Origin of the sequence: Methanosarcina sp. A14, from assembly GCF_001729375.1 — an archaeon.
Lineage (GTDB): Archaea > Halobacteriota > Methanosarcinia > Methanosarcinales > Methanosarcinaceae > Methanosarcina > Methanosarcina barkeri.
The window spans coordinates 1-17,439 of sequence record NZ_LZPK01000210.1 but is presented as its reverse complement, the minus strand read 5'-3'; the positions used below and the strand labels follow the sequence as shown (position 1 = coordinate 17,439).

Below are 17,439 nucleotides of genomic sequence, written 5' to 3'. Positions count from 1 at the left end.
CAAATAAGACCTTTAAATCAAAAAAGAAGGAATTTGTTTATTACCGAAAGTAATTGTCGGACAGCCTGTAAAGGATGGGGTATGCTTCGGGCCGCCCGCCCGGTTTCTGGGGAATAGTTAAGTATCCATTTACAAGACTTTCTTGATGCAGAGTTTCATTACCAACTTCTGTAACCATGAGACTAAGAAACCTACTTTACAAAGAAGCAACGGTACAGAGGTTTAAACGAAACCAAAAAGAGGCGAGGGTTCACTTCATCCTCAATCTAAAGAATGGGGATGAAGTGAACCTCTGCGCTCCCGTAGTAATAAAGGATAGAACTTATGCGGTTGAGGTACAAGTTGCTAGCGACTTCGATTATCTAAGTCTCACATTACTTCTTCCTGAGTTTCTGTCCTGCATACAGGCAGACCAAACCGGCAAATAATCCGAAGCCTGGAATAGAGTTACTTTTGCTCGATTCGTTTCCATCTGAGCCATTAGCACTATCAGACTCAAAATTATTGTTACTATTATCGTTAATACTATTATCGTTAATACTCTCACTGTTTGAATTATTGAATTTGACAGCATTTTTTTCTTCTGATGATGATAAATTCGTTTCTTTAACTCCGAGATCTCCAGTTGCATTTAAAGTCGCCATTGTACTCTGGCCAGTTTCATAAGAGGTTACCTTTATTTTTTGATCAGTCATGTCAGAACTTATAGATGGCCCTATGACAATTCCAGTAGGGCAGTTCATAGTATATTTTCCTGTATTCACAGTTGCTGTAACTTTGTTTGTGGCTGCGTCAATTACAGAGACATTACCTTCGTAGTCACTGGAGTAGACGGCAGAGTTTGCCACATATACCTTTTTTCCATCTGAGGTGACTGCAACTCCAAAAGGAGTTGATCCTACAGATATTGTAGCTGTAACAGTATTTGTTGCTGCGTTAATTACAGAAACATTGTCACTTCGCCAATTTGTCACGTAGACGTTCGTTCCATCGGGACTGACTGCAATATCACTGGGCCCATCCCCTACAGACACATTTCCTATAACATTGTTTATAGCTGTATCAATTATAGAAATAGTGTTGCTGCCTGAATTAATCACATACACCTGATTTCCATCTGGACTGACTGCAATATCAGTCGGATAGTCCCCTACAGGCACAGAGGCTATGATTTTGTTTGTAGTAGCATCAATCACAGAAGTAGTATTGTTGCGATTGTTCGTAGCATAGATTTTTTTTCCATCTGGTGAGAATGCAATGTTATAAGTACTCAGCCCCAAATTAACCGGGTCCATTACAGTGTTTGTGGATGAGCCAATTACTGTGTTAATTACAGAAACATTGTTGCTGTCATCATCCACTCTACTGTAGCGTTTCGTCACATAAACCCTTGACCCTTTTGGGTTAACCGCAACTCCTACTGGATACCCTCCAACATCTACTACTGCATCAACCTTATTTGTCGCTGTGTCAATTACAAAGATATTGGTACTGAATCCTGATGAGTCCGTCACATATACCTTTGTTCCTGCAGGATTGATTGCAGCTTCTCCAGCCCAGCCTTCTACAGGCACCACGGCTGTAAGATTGTCAGTTGCTGTGTCAATTACAAAGACAGTTCCAGTGTCGATTCCTATACTCGTCACATATGCAAATGGAGCTGCACCTACCACTCCCACCAGTACTAAAATCGCAAGTGCCGTTATTCCAAAAGCTCTTATGAGAGTATGTTGTCTACGTACTTTGTTAAGCGTTGTCATAGATGAAAGTGGAATCAAAAAAGCGGTAACCAGTATTGTTGATACAGTTTTACTTTCCATCTTTTATCCCCAAGAAATTTTCGTCTTTCATATAGAGCCATTACCAAAAAGTCTAGACTTAAGATATTTTTCCAAATTTTCTTTAATTTAAGTTAACTTTAGGATATAAAACATATTAAAAGACGAAATAATTTCAAGAGAAAATATAAAAATGGAAAAATTACATTATCCTTTACATAAGGGCCTGTGAGAAAAATCAATAACGACGTATCGTAAAAGTCATAATAGATCTATATACATCCGGTATCGTCCCTATTATGCAAATTACCCATTATAATATAAAAAATTATAAAAAATTATAAAAAATAGAGTGGTTCACAACGCCTATCGAATAGGCTCTTACTTGTTCAACAATTCTTTCCACTGCTATTAACGATGCTTTAGTATGTTGCTTGTAGTTCAGACACTTACAGTTCCATTAGTAGATGTGTGATTCTGAGCTATCTTCTGTTTTCGCAGGAGATCACTGGTTGCAGTCGTGTTTTCCTGAGTTGTATTTTCTGTAGTTGTGTTTGTTCCACTTGATATAATCTTCAGAGTACCCTGATTTGAAACAGCTGGTGTATTATTTTCACTGTTGTTATATACAGTATAAGTTATCTGGTTTGCCTCTGAACTTGGTTCATGCGGAGCTACGTAAGTTGATTTCCTGATTACAGGCTTTGTTATATTTTCAGTTTTTTCAGTGTTATTATCTTCCGTAACAGTTTCGTTGGCATTTTCGGTTACATTTCCAACAGGTGAAGTCGTTGCTGATACTGCTGGAGTGGTCTGGTTTGAAACATCTGAGGTTTCATTCCCTGAAACTTCATTTCCTGAATTTTCGTTTCCCTGATTTGTTGTCTTTTCGGAACAGCCGGCTGCAAAGACAACAGTAGCAACAACAAGAAGCATTGCTACAATTTTTAAATTATTTTCCATTCATAACACCGCTAAAATTATCTTCTTTTTTATTTTAGCTTACATAAAGTCTTCTTTTTTATTTTAGCTTACATAAAGTCTTCTTTTTTATTTTAGCTTATATAAAGTCTTCTTTTTTATTTTAGCTTATATAAAGTTGCAATATTTTTTATGAGATACCTGTTCATGTTTATAAATCTTTTTTGCCCCCTAGTGTCGAGTCAATTATCTAACAACATACAGGTAACATGGATTTCAGGTCCCTAACAGTAAAAGAAAAAAGCACAGGAATAAAACTACAGATCCCTGATATACCGATTGAAAAAAATAATCAAAATACTCGGAAAAGCAAAGTTATTTTTCAGTTGTTCTTTCCTTTAAGTTGCCCTGTATTCGATTTGTTTACTGCTTTTTTTAATTTTTTTCAACAGCTCAAAAATTAAATATATATATAATAGATATATTTTCCAGCTATAGATCTCGAAAATACTGGCAATTAAAAGTGTGATCAGTTCATAGATTCCATATGTTTTGAGTTTTTTTCAGAGTTTCTTAAGCATGAGAGACATTATTCCTGGTTTTGAAGGTTTCATTGCCTGGGGCATAAACATATTGTCCATTCCTGAGGATCCACCGAACATTTCCTCATTGACACGCTTGTTTATTTCATCAAAAATCATCTTGTAGGCGGTGCAGTGAGGATCTACACCCTTAATCTCACCATTCGTGGGCACTATTGCGTTGTACGGGCATCCACCTCTGCAATATTTGATATGGGCGCATTTGTTGCATGCAGTGTCCACATATTCTTTATACCGGTGCATCTGCTTCCAGGCTTCGGACTGGGCAAGGTCTGCCATTGTCGGACGGTCATAAACATTGCCCATAACATATTCAGGCATCCCAACAAAGCGATAACAGGGATATATGTTTCCTTCAGGGCCGACTGCAAAGGTATCTCCCATACAGTCAACATAGGTGCAGACCGTTCCCCTGCCTGTGAATACGCATTTGCACAGCTGATCGATGTTCATAACGTCAATCCGGCCCAGGTTTTCCAGATATTTATCCAGAAGATAGATTAATAATTCTCCGTACTCTTCAGGAGCAAGAGTCCATTTATCAGGATTGTCACCTTTTAAAGAAGGCAGGCAGGGGTGGAGTTTGAGTGTCAATCCTTTCTCAAGATAAAAATTAAAAATTTCTTCCTTTTGTTTTACGGAATGAGAAGTGAAAGTGGTAATGAACCTCACATTAAGCCCATGTTCCCTGGCAATTTCATAGCCTCTCATGGTTTTATCGTAGTATCCTTTTCCCCTCTGCAGGTCATTAAGTTCCTTTGGACCATCCAGGCTGGAACCTATCGGAACCCCGTATTCCGCAAAAATTTCGGCTATCTCAGGGGTCATTTTCCAGAGGTTTGTCTGTATTGCAAACGCGATTTTCCTGGAACTCAAACCTTCAACCAGAAGAGGCAATGCTTCCCGATAAAATTCTGCTCCTGCCAGGAGTGGTTCTCCACCGTGGAAAGTGAAAGTTACAGCATCTCCTCTAAAAGTTTTAAGCCACTCAACCACTTCTTTTATAGTTTCAATACTCATTATCGGGGACTTTTCTTCGGAACTCCAGCAGTAGCTGCAGTTAGCAGGACAACCAAGGGTCGGGATAAGCATCACATGAAAAGGCATTTTAAAGCACCTTTTTTTTAAGCTTCTTTAAATTATTAGTATTTTTCTAAGTTTTACGAGAAAACTAAGATCGAATAACTTTATTATATACTATAGTTATCTAGTTTCTTAGAGCGTGTATTGAAATTAAACTTGATCCTACAACTGGGAGCGGACTCATACATTTGACTAAGAAACGGTAGCATTAAACCGTTAAATGCTTAATATGTAAGTTTAAACCATGATTCTACTTTCGGCGGGTAACATTAAAAATTAAAATATTTTTCCGATGCCATTATTAGGATATGAATCACTATTTATAAAATTTAAAATTTTTAACTTGCGGCTTGACTCTCACTAAATCTATAACCACTAAAATATTATTTTAAAATCTATCCCAAAACCAACTTTACTCTCAAATTAGTAAAACTTCAAAACTATTTTCGTGATTAGAAAATCGGGATCCGACATTAAGAGAAATAATTTTGAGTTTTGGGATCAGCTATTATTAAAGTTTAGTACAAGAAATTAATATTTGGTCATTGTAAGCCTTAAAACTCCACACAATTATTAGATCTTATTTTAAAATCGCCATCATCAAAAATTACTAAAAATTAAATGTCGACCTGCTGAATATAGAATGATGTTTAAAAAGTAGATCTATAGAATTTGTACACTTGATATACAAAAACAATAGCAGCAAACTCATAATTTTCTAAAATTAAAATTACAACAATGACGTTTAACGCACTTGATTTTGCATTATAACAGTGATGTCTGATATAACATTTCAATCGAAAATCCATACTGAGCAGAAAAATCACTGAGCTTTTTAATAATATCTTTAGGAATTATCCCTTTATTAGTGCCTCTGTAGTAAATGGATATATGGCCTCTAAGATTTGAATCTCCCTTATTCAGATACCATTTGATTATCGACGCTCCATATTTTAAAAGTAATTTTTGTGCATAGTCTACAGTAATCTCTGCGTCTTCAAATTCTTCTAAAGCAACGTTTTGAGGTCTTCCTTCATAAAGAGTATAAGCCGTTTCTCTAGGTAATTCGTAAATTGGTTTAATTGATGATTCATTTAATTGTTTCCTCATTGCATCAATTTGCATAATTAAATACTCAAGTTTTTCAGAATCGCCGCTTAATCTTTCTGGTGGTGTTGCAAACGACTTAAAACCAAGGTATTTCCATAATGAATTGCAGTTGCCACTTTTACTGAAACTTTCGTTAATGTGGTTTACTAATCTTTCAATCTCCTGCTTTACAATCCAACTTGATAGATCGTGCGAATATGTATGGTAGTTTATAACAGCAGTATCGAAAGGTACTTTCTCTGTAATGTCATCCTTGACTAAGCAGACAGGCTTATTTAAAGCAGTTCTAATTCCTAATTCAAAAAAGACATTTGGATTATGGATAGACATGTCACATAAGACTAGGTCTGAAGATTCAATGTTAGAAATAATATGACCTTGAATAATTTCTGAACCTTGAGTAATTGGTAAAATTGGTTCAAATCCAGCTTTTTCGATTGCAGGCATAAATAAACACTCCATGACATGTAAGAAATGTTTACTATCATCTTTAAAGTTGGAAACTAATTCTAGAGGAGTGGTAATTGGCATAATAATAAAACATTTTTTATCTGGCATGAAATTGGTTATGACATTAAGTGATATTTAAGCTTACGAAATAATATTTATAAAGGCATGGATTGAGCTATAAACATTATAACCTATTTTGATGTTTGAGTAAACATTACAAAGGTTTGACAGAATCAAGTCAAGTTTTCTTTAGACAATTCAAATTTATCTTTTGCGTGTATTGATTTTTGACATTTTTCATTTTACTTCTAAATAATGTGTCAATGCAATGTGTTTTTTGTAAGAACATAATGTATTAATTAACAGAATCTGTTGAATTAGGTTCTTTTGTAAATGAAGAGTTGATATTGCATTCCATCAAATCTCACATAAGATATTATTTCAATAAGCAATCTCAAATATATTATGAGCTCATCCCAAAACTCGAAATTTGCTTCCTGGGCCTTGTATCTCGAATAATCAATCGAGCTCATGATCATGAAAACAATTCTGAAAATTCCCAACGATTAAGTACTCGTAGCGAAATAACTTAGACACGTTTTTATACTGTACTCAAGTATTTTCGCAAACAAGCTTAACTATTTATTTCAAACATAATTTTATGTTGCATAGGTTATTTCGTTGCGGGCACTAAGAATAAAGTAGCTTTGGGATAGGCTCTATAAAAAGTAAGGATTAGCTAAGTCAAGATTCGCCAGGGGTCCGAGAAGTTCAGCGCAATTTTCGGAATTCAATTCCTTCAAACCTGCACGTTGCAATTCTTCTCTCACGGAAAGCATACAGGAAGATCTTAAAAAGAGCATAAAGCCTGAAGTAATAAGCAAGCAGGACAGGAGAGTGAAATCCGCTGATGTATACGATTTTCTTATCGTCCCTTATCGAATCATCCAGAAATTTTACAATACCGTCAAAAGTGTCCCTTTTAAGTGTACTTCCTCTCGGCATGTGGGGCCCCAGCACTACCACATCTTCTTCCATGCCGTCCGCGCTTTTCGTTCCCTCTACAAAGCCGTAATTGAAAATTGTGAGCAATGGGGAAAAGAAAGCCTTTTCATAGCCTTTTTCGGTTTTATTATATTTCCAGAAACTGTATTTTGGGGTCTCTATAACAATTTTCATGAGAAATAGTCCTGCCAGTGGTTGGAAACGATCTTTTAAGAACTTCCTGTATTTTATCTTTTTCTATATATTCGAGCTTTGATTTTATTCTCCTTTTATACATTTCTACTTATAGTACCCTCTACTTTAATGCAACATTAATATATAAAGTAGATATATTTATATAGTAATATGTTTGAAAATATTTACTACTTCTGATATTGCCACAGCTATATGTCATTCTTGCAACAAAAATGAGCAGATGGACTTCAAGCCGTATTACTGGTTAAAAATAGTTTGAATCCCGCTAAAGTCGCAGGAGATTTTTTAGTTCACCTTTCAATAGTTCATTGTTGGATAAAAAAACTGAAAAATAAGGTTTGTTTAGCCGTAAATGTAAATCTGGTCGAAGATTAAATCCTTTTTTAACAGCAGAAAGTTGGGACTTGCAGTTAAACTGAAAAATCAACAGCATCAGACCATTATATTTGAACATAAACACACTCAATAGCTGAAATTGTTAAGAGTAAACATATTCACTGCACCAACTTTTTTTATATTTACTAAATTTACTCTATAAAACAAATCGACGAACCTCTTAACGCTGCCGGATGAGATCTCAAGTTCATGGGCAAGCTCATTTATGTTCACCGGAGCAGTAGGATGAGAAAGAAACCATCCCAGGATTTTGTTTCCAACAACTTTACTGAATTCGTTGATCATTCAATAGAATGAATGATTATTCAATGTATTAAATGATTATGGACATGATTCTGAGAATAAAATTGCTGGCTGGATTTTTTAATATCTTAGAAATTCTGGCAACCGGAGTTTAAAAAAAATTTAATTTTTAGTTTTTGAACCGCAGAGATGTATAGTTTTTTGGATCCCCGAGTACTCAACGACCGCAAAGCGGGCGGCCTTTCCGAAGAAAAAAAGAAAAAAATTAAATCCAGAAAAGAACCGACCTTCCGCAAATGTCTTCAAAAAAATAACATTTTTCTTGTTATCGTTTTTGGAGAATTATTAGAAAAATCTGCAGTTATCATCTCAACTGAAGCTTCGGAAATGTGTGCTGGAAATTTTCAATGAAGGCAAAAGGTCGAAAATTGTAGGAGATTTCAAAAATATATGTTCAAGCAACTGAAAAGTTTTCAGAAAAAACGATAGCAGAAAAAATTGTGAAAATTAATAGAACATCTGCGGAAAGTGGGAAGAAACAATAGTATCGTTTTTTCTCTATTTTCCCTTTCTCTGCTTTTATTCTCTCAAGTAAAACCTCCGCCGTCTACTAATCCCTACCTTTCCTTCTTGCAATCTTAGTTTCTATCTCAACAGACTTACCGGAAAAACTTATTTAGAATTTGAGATTGAATTCACATATCAAGATCTTCGGCTCTTTTTTCACTTGTTCTACGTATTAATAATAACCTGTAGCACCTTTTATAAATTCTATTCGATTCAATCTCAAAGTTATGAAAAAATACAATCCTAAATTAAAGCAAATGTAAAATAATATTATAAAAGAAATCTGTATCATAAAGACTAATTTTATATTATATTTTAAAAAAATTAAAAATTTAGTAGAAGCTATTGAGGAAAATAAGAAAGAAAGTGATAAATTAAACATACATTCTTGATAACAATAATAATTTTCATCTATATATTTAAACTTATCAAGAGATAGAAATCCCATGTAATAAAACCAACTAGCTTTATTATTTTTCTTATCTTTGAAAAAACATTTTTCCTTCCTCTCAATTTCCTGGCACTTATTTTTTGCCCATCCATAAAAAGGTAACGTAACCACAAATACAATTATGTTTAAAGCAAGTTTTAGGAACCACATTAATATATTTATCAGTTCTTCTATTGAACCTAGTGCATTTTCAATTTGAACCTTCGATTGGTTGTCCGGACAGAAGTTATAATATAATAATTTTATGATCACATGAGATAGAGCATCTATGATGATTCCTGTAATGGTTCCAAAGAAAATAAGACTACCAACTGCCCCTATGAAAGATGCCCAAATGTTATCCTTTTCTTGCAATAAAGAAAATAAGTTACTTATAGGGTCTGAAAACTGTGTATAAAGCATCAAAAAAATACCAATAGAGGCAAATACGCCAGGAAAAGTGTGAGAAATAAGCGTCGAAAAAGATATTTGGGAAGGAATCTCCGCCATTGAAAAAAACTCCTATTTCTATTGCGCATCGAACCCTTATAAGATATCTTCGTACTTTTGATGAATGTATGTCTACTGGCTTTTATATAAGGAAATTAGATATATTTAGATATAAATGTATCATTGGTCAAATTTTAATATATTTAGTAAAGTTATTAAATAAATACTCTTTATTTATAATTTTTAATTCTGGTTCAGAGTATAACTGAGTTGAATTGGATTATATTTAATTAAAAAAGTATTAAAAAAGACAGGACGCAAAAAAGACATTAATATTATCGTTTCTTCCCGCTTTTATCTCTTTTTCTTTATCCTTTCAAGTAAAACCCGACTCAGTACCAAAATCTAGTGATGAATGTAAAATTCAAAATCACTAGATTTTGTAATTGGTCACAATCCTTGTAATACAACTTTGGGGTTGAGGTCTTTAGATATCGAATATTGATTTTAATGAAAACCAGATTTTTCTTGCTAATTCAGATTTTCAATCAAAAAATACAAAAATCACTGGATTTTGGACCAGAGTCCAAAACCCCGCGTTTTCATAATCTCTGCCTTCCTTTCTGGCAATCTCAACCTCTGTTTCTATAAGCTCCCCAGAAAAAACCTTTTTAAGAATGGACTGACATAGTTTTTCTTTTTTCTCTACCGCTTATATCTAAAAAGTAATTTCATAGAGTTACCACTTTTATATGACAAATCAGCAAATATATCGATAAGTTTAGTGCTTCGATTCTCACGTAGATCCATTATTTTGTGAGTAATTTGTTAATCGTATACGGATTTTGAAGTTTGGGTTTATGGATGTAATCTGGAATCGATGCACCAGAAAGTAATAAAAGGAGCATCGGGAAGAAGCATATTATGGACAAAAAAGTCATAATCCTATCAATTGCTTTTGCGGCCATAGCCTGTATTCAGCACTTAATTACAAAAGGCAATATTAATAGGGAAACATTCACGATTGCTATATTAAGTTCAATAATTCTCGCATTTTACTTTACATGGTTTATACCTAAACTCAACCTCAGGAAAAGGGACGCGTACTTTCTGACATGCATTACGCTGTTTGTTGTCGCGAGCCTTAACAACTTCATTGAGGCATACTTCTTCACAGATGTATTCAATACAACTTTTACTCTGGTAGCCGCCATCATAGTTTCGTTATTGACCACCTTAATCCAAACGGCTCTTGCAATCTATATTCTCAAACCTGAAGGCAACATAACTCTGATAAATGACATCCGTGAACACGTAAAAACAAATGACCATTATGTACTGCGTATTATAGCCGCATCCCTTGTCTATTTTCCAGTGTACCTAACATTCGGTCTCATCATATCACCTTTCGTAATCCCCATATACACAAACCCTCAGAATGGCCTTTCAGTCCCCTCTTTCTCACTTATGTTCCCGCTTGAGCTAGTGAGAGGCGCAATATATGCCATTGTCCTTGCAGCAGTTTTTGCCAGCCTGAAAAAGCAGAAGAACCTGAATTTCAAAGTGGCTGCAACTCTACTATTTATTCCAGGCGCCTTCATACCGCTCCTTTCAAGCCTCACACAGGCAAATGCATTCAGCCAGGTCGCTCCATACCACATGTTCGAAATTCTCGGTGATTCCATAGTTTATGGTTATATAATATCCCGAATTTTTCATAAGGTGTAAGCCAGAAATTTGTAATCTCAGCCTCTGTCTCTACAAGTAAATGATTCTGAACATGATTATGAATATGAGTCTGAGCATAAAATTACTGGCTGTATTTTTTAATATCTTAGAAACTCTGGCAACCAGAGTTTAGAAAACATTTAATTTTGAGTTTTTGAACCGCAGATATGTATAGCTTTTTAGGTCCCCGAATACTCAACGACCGCGAAGCGGGCGGCCTTTCCGAAGAAAAAAGGAAGAAATAAATTAAATCCGAAAAAGCAGCAATATTATCGTTTTTTCTTTTTATTCCCTTTCTCTGCTTTTATCCTCTCAAGCAAAACCTCCGCCGTCTCATAATCCCTGCCTTCTCTTCTTGCAATTTCAGCCTCTGTCTCAACAAGTTGACCGGAAAATGCTTTTTCAAGAATGGACTGCCTTAGTTTTTCCGTTTTTTCTCTTGCCGCTGTGACTTTTGCTTCAATCGAATCCGCAAAAGCAAACAGAGCACCAACACACCAGATCATTTCTTGTTTTGTTCGTTTTTCACTAAGAAAAGCCGCTTCGCTCCGCGAGCGGGACAAGAACGACCAGGATACAATAGTAAGGTTGTACTTTTTAAATTCAAATTTATTTTTTCAAACGTACACCTTTATATAACTCCAGATTTACCTTCTGCCATGAACAACGGTACTGTCAGAGCAAATATTAAAGAAGGGCTGAATGTAGGAATTGTTTTAAAAGCAGACCAGAGAACCGGAAAAATTACCCGAGGTATTGTGAAAAGAATTTTAACCAACTCTTCAACTCATCCACACGGAATAAAAGTGCAGTTAACAGATGGTCAGGTTGGAAGAGTCAAGGAAATTTATTGAAAACTACAGGACAAATTATAAGTCTTTGCTTCCCGATATCGAGCTTTCCAATCTCGATATAGAAGTCTCATTTTATAATTTTCTAAGTGCCTTTTTCAAATCGACTTATTGAAGGAGTATATAATGAGTTATTTTATAAGATAATGAGTATAAAAAGTATAGAAAAAATGTAAAAATCTAACTTATGAATTTCTACAAAACATACAAAAACTCATCTAATAGGGATTAACTTTCCAGAACAGTGCAATTTATGCTTAAATCTAGTGGGGGAGATTTAAATGGTATTATTCGGAACAAACGGCGTACGAGGTATCGCCAATGAATATATAACTCCTGAACTGGCAGTCAATTTAGCCAGATGCCTTGGTACATATATGAAGTCTAAAGGCACTGTTGCCATAGGGTGTGACACTCGAATATCGGGCCAGATGCTGAAGTCTGCCGCAATTGCCGGAGCTCTTTCGACAGGCCTGAGTGTAATCGATGTAGGGATAGTCCCTACTCCTGCTATCCTGTATTATGTACGCGACTTCGCAGATGCCGGAATCATTGTAACTGCGTCCCATAATCCCAGACAATATAACGGGATCAAGTTTATTGCAGGAGATGGCTCGGAGTTTTCAAGAGACGCAGAAAAAGATATAGAGAAAATCTATCGTTCCGGAAAATATTCCATTGTATCCTGGGAAAAAACCGGCAGCTTCAGAATCGATCCTGGAGTCAATGAATATTACGTAAGAAATATTATTAAATCTGTAAATGCCGAAGCTATCCGCAGCCATAAGTTCAAAGTGGTTACAGACACAGGCTGTGGAGCAGGTTCCCTTACTCTTCCTTTCCTACTCAAGGAACTGGGCTGTCAGGTCTTAACCCTTGAAGCCCAGCTTGATGGAACATTCCCATGGAGAAATCCCGAACCCTTACCTGAAGCCCTGACCGAACTTACTAATCTTGTAAAAATGACAGGCTCTGATTTGGGAGTAGCTCAAGATGGAGATGCGGATAGAGTAGTATTCGTGGACGAAAATGGGCAGTTCGTAAACGATGACGTTCTGCTTGCTATGATAGCAAAATATATGGTTAAACATGAAAAAGGTCCTTTAGTGACCCCCGTTAGTTCTTCTCAGCGAATGGTCGATGTCGCAGAAGAGGAAGGTGTCGAACTATACTGGACTGCTGTAGGCTCCATAAACGTTGTCCGAAAGATGATGGAAGTAAATGCAGTCTTCGGAGGCGAGGGTAATGGAGGTCTTATCTTCCCCAAACACCAATACTGCAGAGACGGAGCAATGGGTTGTGCCAAGGTCCTTGAAATCCTGGCAAGTGGAAAAAAGCTTTCCGATCTTGAAAAAAGTGTACCTCACTACTTTAACGAAAAGACCAAAGTGCCTGCTAAAAATGAGCATGCTATTATGGAAATCGTGAAAAATAAAGCGTCAGGACTTGGGCACAAAATCGACACATCTGATGGAGTTAAAATATGGTATAAAGACGGCTGGGTTCTGATGCGTCCCTCTGGCACAGAACCAATCTTCCGAATCTTTGCCGAAGCAAAAAATCAGAAAAGAGCAGAGGAACTTATGCAGGAAGGCCTGGACATGATAATAAGAGCAGAGAAAAGGTCTCGACTCGCAAATAAACTTTCTCCAAGCTAATAAGTAATATTTAACGAAACTCTTTCCAAGCTAATAAGTAATGTTTAATGAAATAAAGAAGTATTAAAAACGTAGGCCTAACGGAATAAAGAAAGTGTTAAAACCATAGGCACAACTGATCTTCAGTTCTCAAACTTAGAGTTACTCTTAGAGTTACTCTTATTTTTTGAATTTCAGAGCTTCTTCAACGGTTACATCCTCGATGGTTACGGCATAGATAGCATTACACATGCGGATAGCTTCGTCAAGGGGCTTCTGGTAGATATTTCTTCCTGTTGCCCTTCCCAGTGCTCCAGAGATGTGGATCTGATCATGAAGCTTTTTCAAGAAATCATCAACTTCGTCACTGGCACCGCCTGCACAAACGACTTTAGTACGCCCTGCTGCTTTAATAGCTTCCTTAAAAACCTCAGCAGAATTTACTCCTTCCTTTTCTGGATAGTTAACCTTTGCAAAGTCGGTGCCAAGGCAGGCTCCAACACCCGTTGCGCCAGCGATTAAGTGAGGATCTTTTTCATCTATTACAGCAATGCCACGAGGATAAAGCCAGAGTACTGAGACCATTCCATGCTGGTGGGCATTATAAACCACCTGGACAGCCTGCATAAGCATCTCAGCTTCGAATTCACTGCCAAGATAGACAGTGTAACCTACTCCAAGGATCTTGAGCCCACTACTCTCTTTAAATTTGACTACCTGATCTACATCGTACCAGAGATTGCTAAAAGGATCAGCTTGGGAAGTTTTTACGAGATTGGTTTTCGAATTTATTTTCACAAGATAGGGCACATTTTTGTAGTCCATACCATAACGTGCAATTAACCCGAGCTGGGTTGCAAAAACCCCTATCTTTGCTTTTGATGCTATTTCGAAAAAATGTTCTGGATTGGCAGCGTCTTTAGGTATTCCTTCCCCATAAAAATCATTATTTAAATGTTCTACTTTCTGGTCTCCTGCAAATAGCATTAATTTCCCACTTTCTCGAGTAATCTACATATAGTTTTTCAGGTATGTGCTCTCTCTGTTTTCGGGACATCTAACGGTACTTTTTCGAGATCCATATGCATAAAACCCCAGCTTTTGTGCTCTGGATTTTCTCGTTAACCAGGCAAATCCAATTATATAAATAACAGTATTTTAATGTAATTTTTAGAATAATTATTCAATTGCATTACTTAATTGTATAAATCTTATAACGGGGCAAAATGGGGGTTCATATGAAGGCATCACCGGAAATCAGAAGTTAATGGGTATACCCGCCACTAGTCCTATCCAGAAAAATTTTATAACCTGCTACAACTTTTCGCAGGCAGTAAGAATAACCTGAACGGAATAGGACACTATGATAGACTATTGTAACTTTTAAACATGCCACATTGACTTTTGTATTATTCAAATCAGAACAGGCTGAATAGGAGAAATTCATTTTTATCATCGACGCATAAATTGCAAATGGAGCCTCTTGATTCAAGAATATCATATACGTTTTGGGGGAACGTTCCAAATAAGGTATGAGATCTTAGACACGTTTTGTAATTATTATGAAAATCAAATACTTTTAAGGGGATTTCGGGGAAATGTCTGAGAACAAAAGTAAGTACATACGCTGGTTTGATGAGACTTCGATTGAAGATGTTCCGCTTGTAGGCGGAAAAAATGCCTCTCTTGGAGAGATGTACAGGGAACTCACTCCAAAGGGAGGAAAGATCCCGAATGGTTTTTCAGTTACTGCTGAAGCTTACTGGCATGTCCTCAAAGCCGGCGGGATTCTGGAGAAACTCAAACAAACAATGGAAGGGCTTGACACCTCAGATGTGTCAGAGCTTGCAAAAAGGGGAAAAGCTGCAAGGGACCTGATCCTTGAGGCCGGAATTCCGGATGACCTCTGGCAGGAAATTAAATCCGGGTATGACCGCCTATGTGAGCAGTATGGAGAAAATACCGATGTAGCCGTGCGGAGTTCAGCAACGGCTGAAGACCTTCCAACTGCTTCTTTTGCCGGCCAGCAGGAATCTTTCCTGAACATAAGGGGTTATCCCGCGCTTCGAGATGCCTGCGTACGCTGTATTGCCTCGCTTTTTACTGACAGAGCCATCTCCTATCGGGTAATAAATCATTTTGATCACTTTAAAGTGGCACTATCGATAGGGATAATGAAAATGGTCAGATCTGATCTGGCTTCCAGCGGAGTTATATTTACTCTTGATACGGAAACCGGATTCAGGGACGTAGTTTTCATTACAGGTTCTTACGGGCTTGGAGAAAATATCGTGCAGGGACAGGTTAATCCGGATGAGTTCTACGTTTTCAAGCCAACTTTCAGGAAAGGATATAAGCCGATTATCGAGAAGAATTTAGGTGATAAAGAAATTAAGATGATCTATGGGCAAGGCGGCTCCAAAATGCTTACCCGAAATGTAAACGTTCCTGAGACTGATAGACGTCGTTTCTGTCTCAGTGACGAAGAAGTGCTTAAACTTGCATGGTATGCTATTACCATTGAAGATTATTACTCAAATAAATATAAGAAATTCATGCCCATGGATATCGAATGGGCAAAGGATGGGGCTACAGGTGAACTCTTTGTAGTGCAGGCAAGACCAGAAACTGTACAATCTCAGAAAAGCAGAGACATTCTGGAAACTTATGTGCTCGAAAAGAAATCTAATGTCCTTGCAAAAGGTAAGAGCATAGGAGACAAAATTGCTGCTGGAAAAGCGCATGTAATCCCTAATGTTTCAGATCTGCCTTCTTTTAAACAGGGAGAAATTCTGATTGCTGATTCCACAACTCCGGACTGGGAGCCTGTGATGAAAATAGCGGCTGCAATTGTTACGAACCAGGGAGGTAGAACTTCCCATGCTGCAATTGTTAGCCGGGAACTTGGAATTCCGGCAGTTGTAGGGACAGTAAACGCAACAGAAGTTCTCAAGGCAGGTAAGGAAATTACCGTAAGTTGTGCGGAAGGTGAAGATGGACTTGTGTATGAGGGAATTCTTCCTTTCCACAAAGATACATTGAGCCTTAAAGACACAAGACGCCCTAAAACCGCAATTATGATGAACCTTGGAAATCCTGATGAGGCGTTTAGCCTTTCCATGATCCCAAACGATGGAATCGGGCTTGCAAGGCAGGAATTCATCATCTCAAACTATATCAAGATCCATCCAATGGCTCTAGTGCATCCTGAAAAGGTCAAAGACTCTAAAGTCCTTCAGGAAATCGAGGAACTTACCCAAAACTCCGATAACAAAGAAGAATATTTCGTAGATAAGCTTGCTCAGGGCGTCGGAACCATTGCTGCTTCTTTTTATCCCAAGGATGTTGTAGTCCGTACAAGTGACTTCAAAAGCAATGAGTATGCAAGCCTGCTTGGGGGCAGCTACTTTGAGATAGATGAAAATAATCCAATGCTGGGTTTCAGGGGAGCTTCCAGGTACTTTAATGAGCGTTACAGGGAAGGTTTTGCCCTTGAATGCAGGGCTCTGAAAAAAGTCAGGGAAGAGATGGGGCTTAAAAACCTCATTATTATGATTCCCTTCTGCAGGACAGTTGAAGAAGCTAAAAAAGTAATTGCCGAAATGGAGAAAAACGGGCTAAAGCGAGGAGAAAATGAGTTGCAGATCTATGTTATGTGTGAGATTCCAAATAATGTCCTTCAAATTGACGAATTCAGTGAATATTTCGATGGTTTCTCCATAGGCTCAAATGACCTGACCCAGCTAACCCTCGGAGTTGACAGAGACTCTGAAATTCTTACTGCAGAATTCGATGAAAGGGACCCAGGTGTTATAAAAATAATGGCAATGGCCGTACAGGGGGCAAAGCAGAATAGAAGGCATAGCGGGATCTGTGGACAGGCACCCAGTGACTATCCAGAAATTGCAGAGTTCCTGGTAAAACAGGGGATAGATTCTATTTCACTTAATCCGGATTCGGTTATGAAAGTCACCCTTAAAGTTCTGGAAACGG

General features: G+C 37.1%; 13 protein-coding genes and 2 pseudogenes. 6 read left to right on the top strand and 9 right to left on the bottom strand.

The window, feature by feature from the left end:
* Window positions 1-374: 374 nt before the first annotated feature.
* The 5 genes from A9239_RS10715 to A9239_RS10690 all read right to left on the bottom strand — a co-directional run bounded on the left by A9239_RS10715 (window position 375) and on the right by A9239_RS10690 (window position 7,123).
* Window positions 375-1,820, bottom strand: coding sequence for a YncE family protein (locus A9239_RS10715; RefSeq protein ID WP_230629077.1), 1,446 nt, complete (start codon window positions 1,818-1,820; stop codon window positions 375-377).
* 399 nt (window positions 1,821-2,219) lie between these two features.
* Entirely contained in the window at window positions 2,220-2,741 is a 522-nt protein-coding gene (locus A9239_RS10710; RefSeq protein ID WP_048116669.1) for a hypothetical protein, read from the bottom strand.
* 521 nt (window positions 2,742-3,262) lie between these two features.
* The gene (locus A9239_RS10700) at window positions 3,263-4,408 is read right to left on the bottom strand and encodes a TIGR04083 family peptide-modifying radical SAM enzyme (protein ID WP_048155797.1); all 1,146 of its coding nucleotides are present in this window, start codon (window positions 4,406-4,408) and stop codon (window positions 3,263-3,265) included.
* Between the two features lie 741 nt (window positions 4,409-5,149).
* Window positions 5,150-5,941, bottom strand: a complete 792-nt coding sequence (locus A9239_RS10695) for a hypothetical protein (protein WP_052712870.1) — start codon at window positions 5,939-5,941, stop codon at window positions 5,150-5,152.
* Window positions 5,942-6,715: 774 nt separating this feature from the next.
* Window positions 6,716-7,123: an inorganic diphosphatase gene (locus A9239_RS10690; RefSeq protein ID WP_048155800.1), complete on the bottom strand. Its 408-nt coding sequence runs from the start codon at window positions 7,121-7,123 to the stop codon at window positions 6,716-6,718.
* 169 nt (window positions 7,124-7,292) lie between these two features.
* Between A9239_RS10690 and A9239_RS20480 the strand changes: the two are divergent.
* Window positions 7,293-7,539, top strand: a pseudogene (locus tag A9239_RS20480) (IS630 family transposase); the annotation flags it as partial.
* Window positions 7,540-7,606: 67 nt separating this feature from the next.
* On the opposite strand, the gene A9239_RS10685 reads toward A9239_RS20480, so the two are convergent.
* Window positions 7,607-7,825 carry a hypothetical protein gene (locus A9239_RS10685; protein WP_048157054.1) on the bottom strand — a complete coding sequence of 73 codons (219 nt, stop codon included), beginning with the start codon at window positions 7,823-7,825 and terminating at the stop codon, window positions 7,607-7,609.
* 159 nt (window positions 7,826-7,984) lie between these two features.
* Between A9239_RS10685 and A9239_RS10680 the strand changes: the two genes are divergently transcribed.
* A complete protein-coding gene (locus A9239_RS10680; RefSeq protein ID WP_048116657.1) occupies window positions 7,985-8,194 on the top strand; it encodes a hypothetical protein in 210 nt (69 codons plus the stop codon).
* A 328-nt stretch (window positions 8,195-8,522) separates the two neighbouring features.
* Here A9239_RS10680 and A9239_RS10675 read toward each other — a convergent pair whose 3' ends face one another.
* A complete protein-coding gene (locus A9239_RS10675; protein ID WP_048116654.1) occupies window positions 8,523-9,290 on the bottom strand; it encodes a hypothetical protein in 768 nt (255 codons plus the stop codon).
* An 864-nt stretch (window positions 9,291-10,154) separates the two neighbouring features.
* Here A9239_RS10675 and A9239_RS10670 point away from each other — a divergent pair.
* Entirely contained in the window at window positions 10,155-10,958 is an 804-nt protein-coding gene (locus tag A9239_RS10670) for a hypothetical protein (RefSeq protein WP_048116651.1), read from the top strand.
* A gap of 269 nt (window positions 10,959-11,227) precedes the next feature.
* Here the strand turns inward: A9239_RS10670 and A9239_RS10665 are convergent, their stop codons facing one another.
* Window positions 11,228-11,521 (bottom strand): hypothetical protein, encoded by a 294-nt coding sequence (locus tag A9239_RS10665; protein ID WP_048116647.1) that lies wholly within the window; start codon window positions 11,519-11,521, stop codon window positions 11,228-11,230.
* A 96-nt stretch (window positions 11,522-11,617) separates the two neighbouring features.
* On the opposite strand from A9239_RS10665, the gene A9239_RS10660 reads away from it, so the two are divergent.
* Together A9239_RS10660 and glmM are read left to right on the top strand one after the other, a co-directional pair.
* Window positions 11,618-11,812 (top strand): YwbE family protein, encoded by a 195-nt coding sequence (locus tag A9239_RS10660; RefSeq protein ID WP_048116645.1) that lies wholly within the window; start codon window positions 11,618-11,620, stop codon window positions 11,810-11,812.
* Between the two features lie 278 nt (window positions 11,813-12,090).
* A complete protein-coding gene (gene glmM, locus A9239_RS10655) occupies window positions 12,091-13,467 on the top strand; it encodes a phosphoglucosamine mutase (protein ID WP_048116643.1) in 1,377 nt (458 codons plus the stop codon).
* Between the two features lie 159 nt (window positions 13,468-13,626).
* Here glmM and A9239_RS10650 read toward each other — a convergent pair.
* Window positions 13,627-14,534 (bottom strand): annotated as a pseudogene (locus A9239_RS10650) (aldolase).
* Between the two features lie 510 nt (window positions 14,535-15,044).
* On the opposite strand from A9239_RS10650, the gene ppsA reads away from it, so the two are divergent.
* Window positions 15,045-17,439 (top strand): phosphoenolpyruvate synthase (ppsA, locus tag A9239_RS10645; protein WP_069575295.1); only part of this gene is annotated, 2,395 nt, incomplete at its 3' end.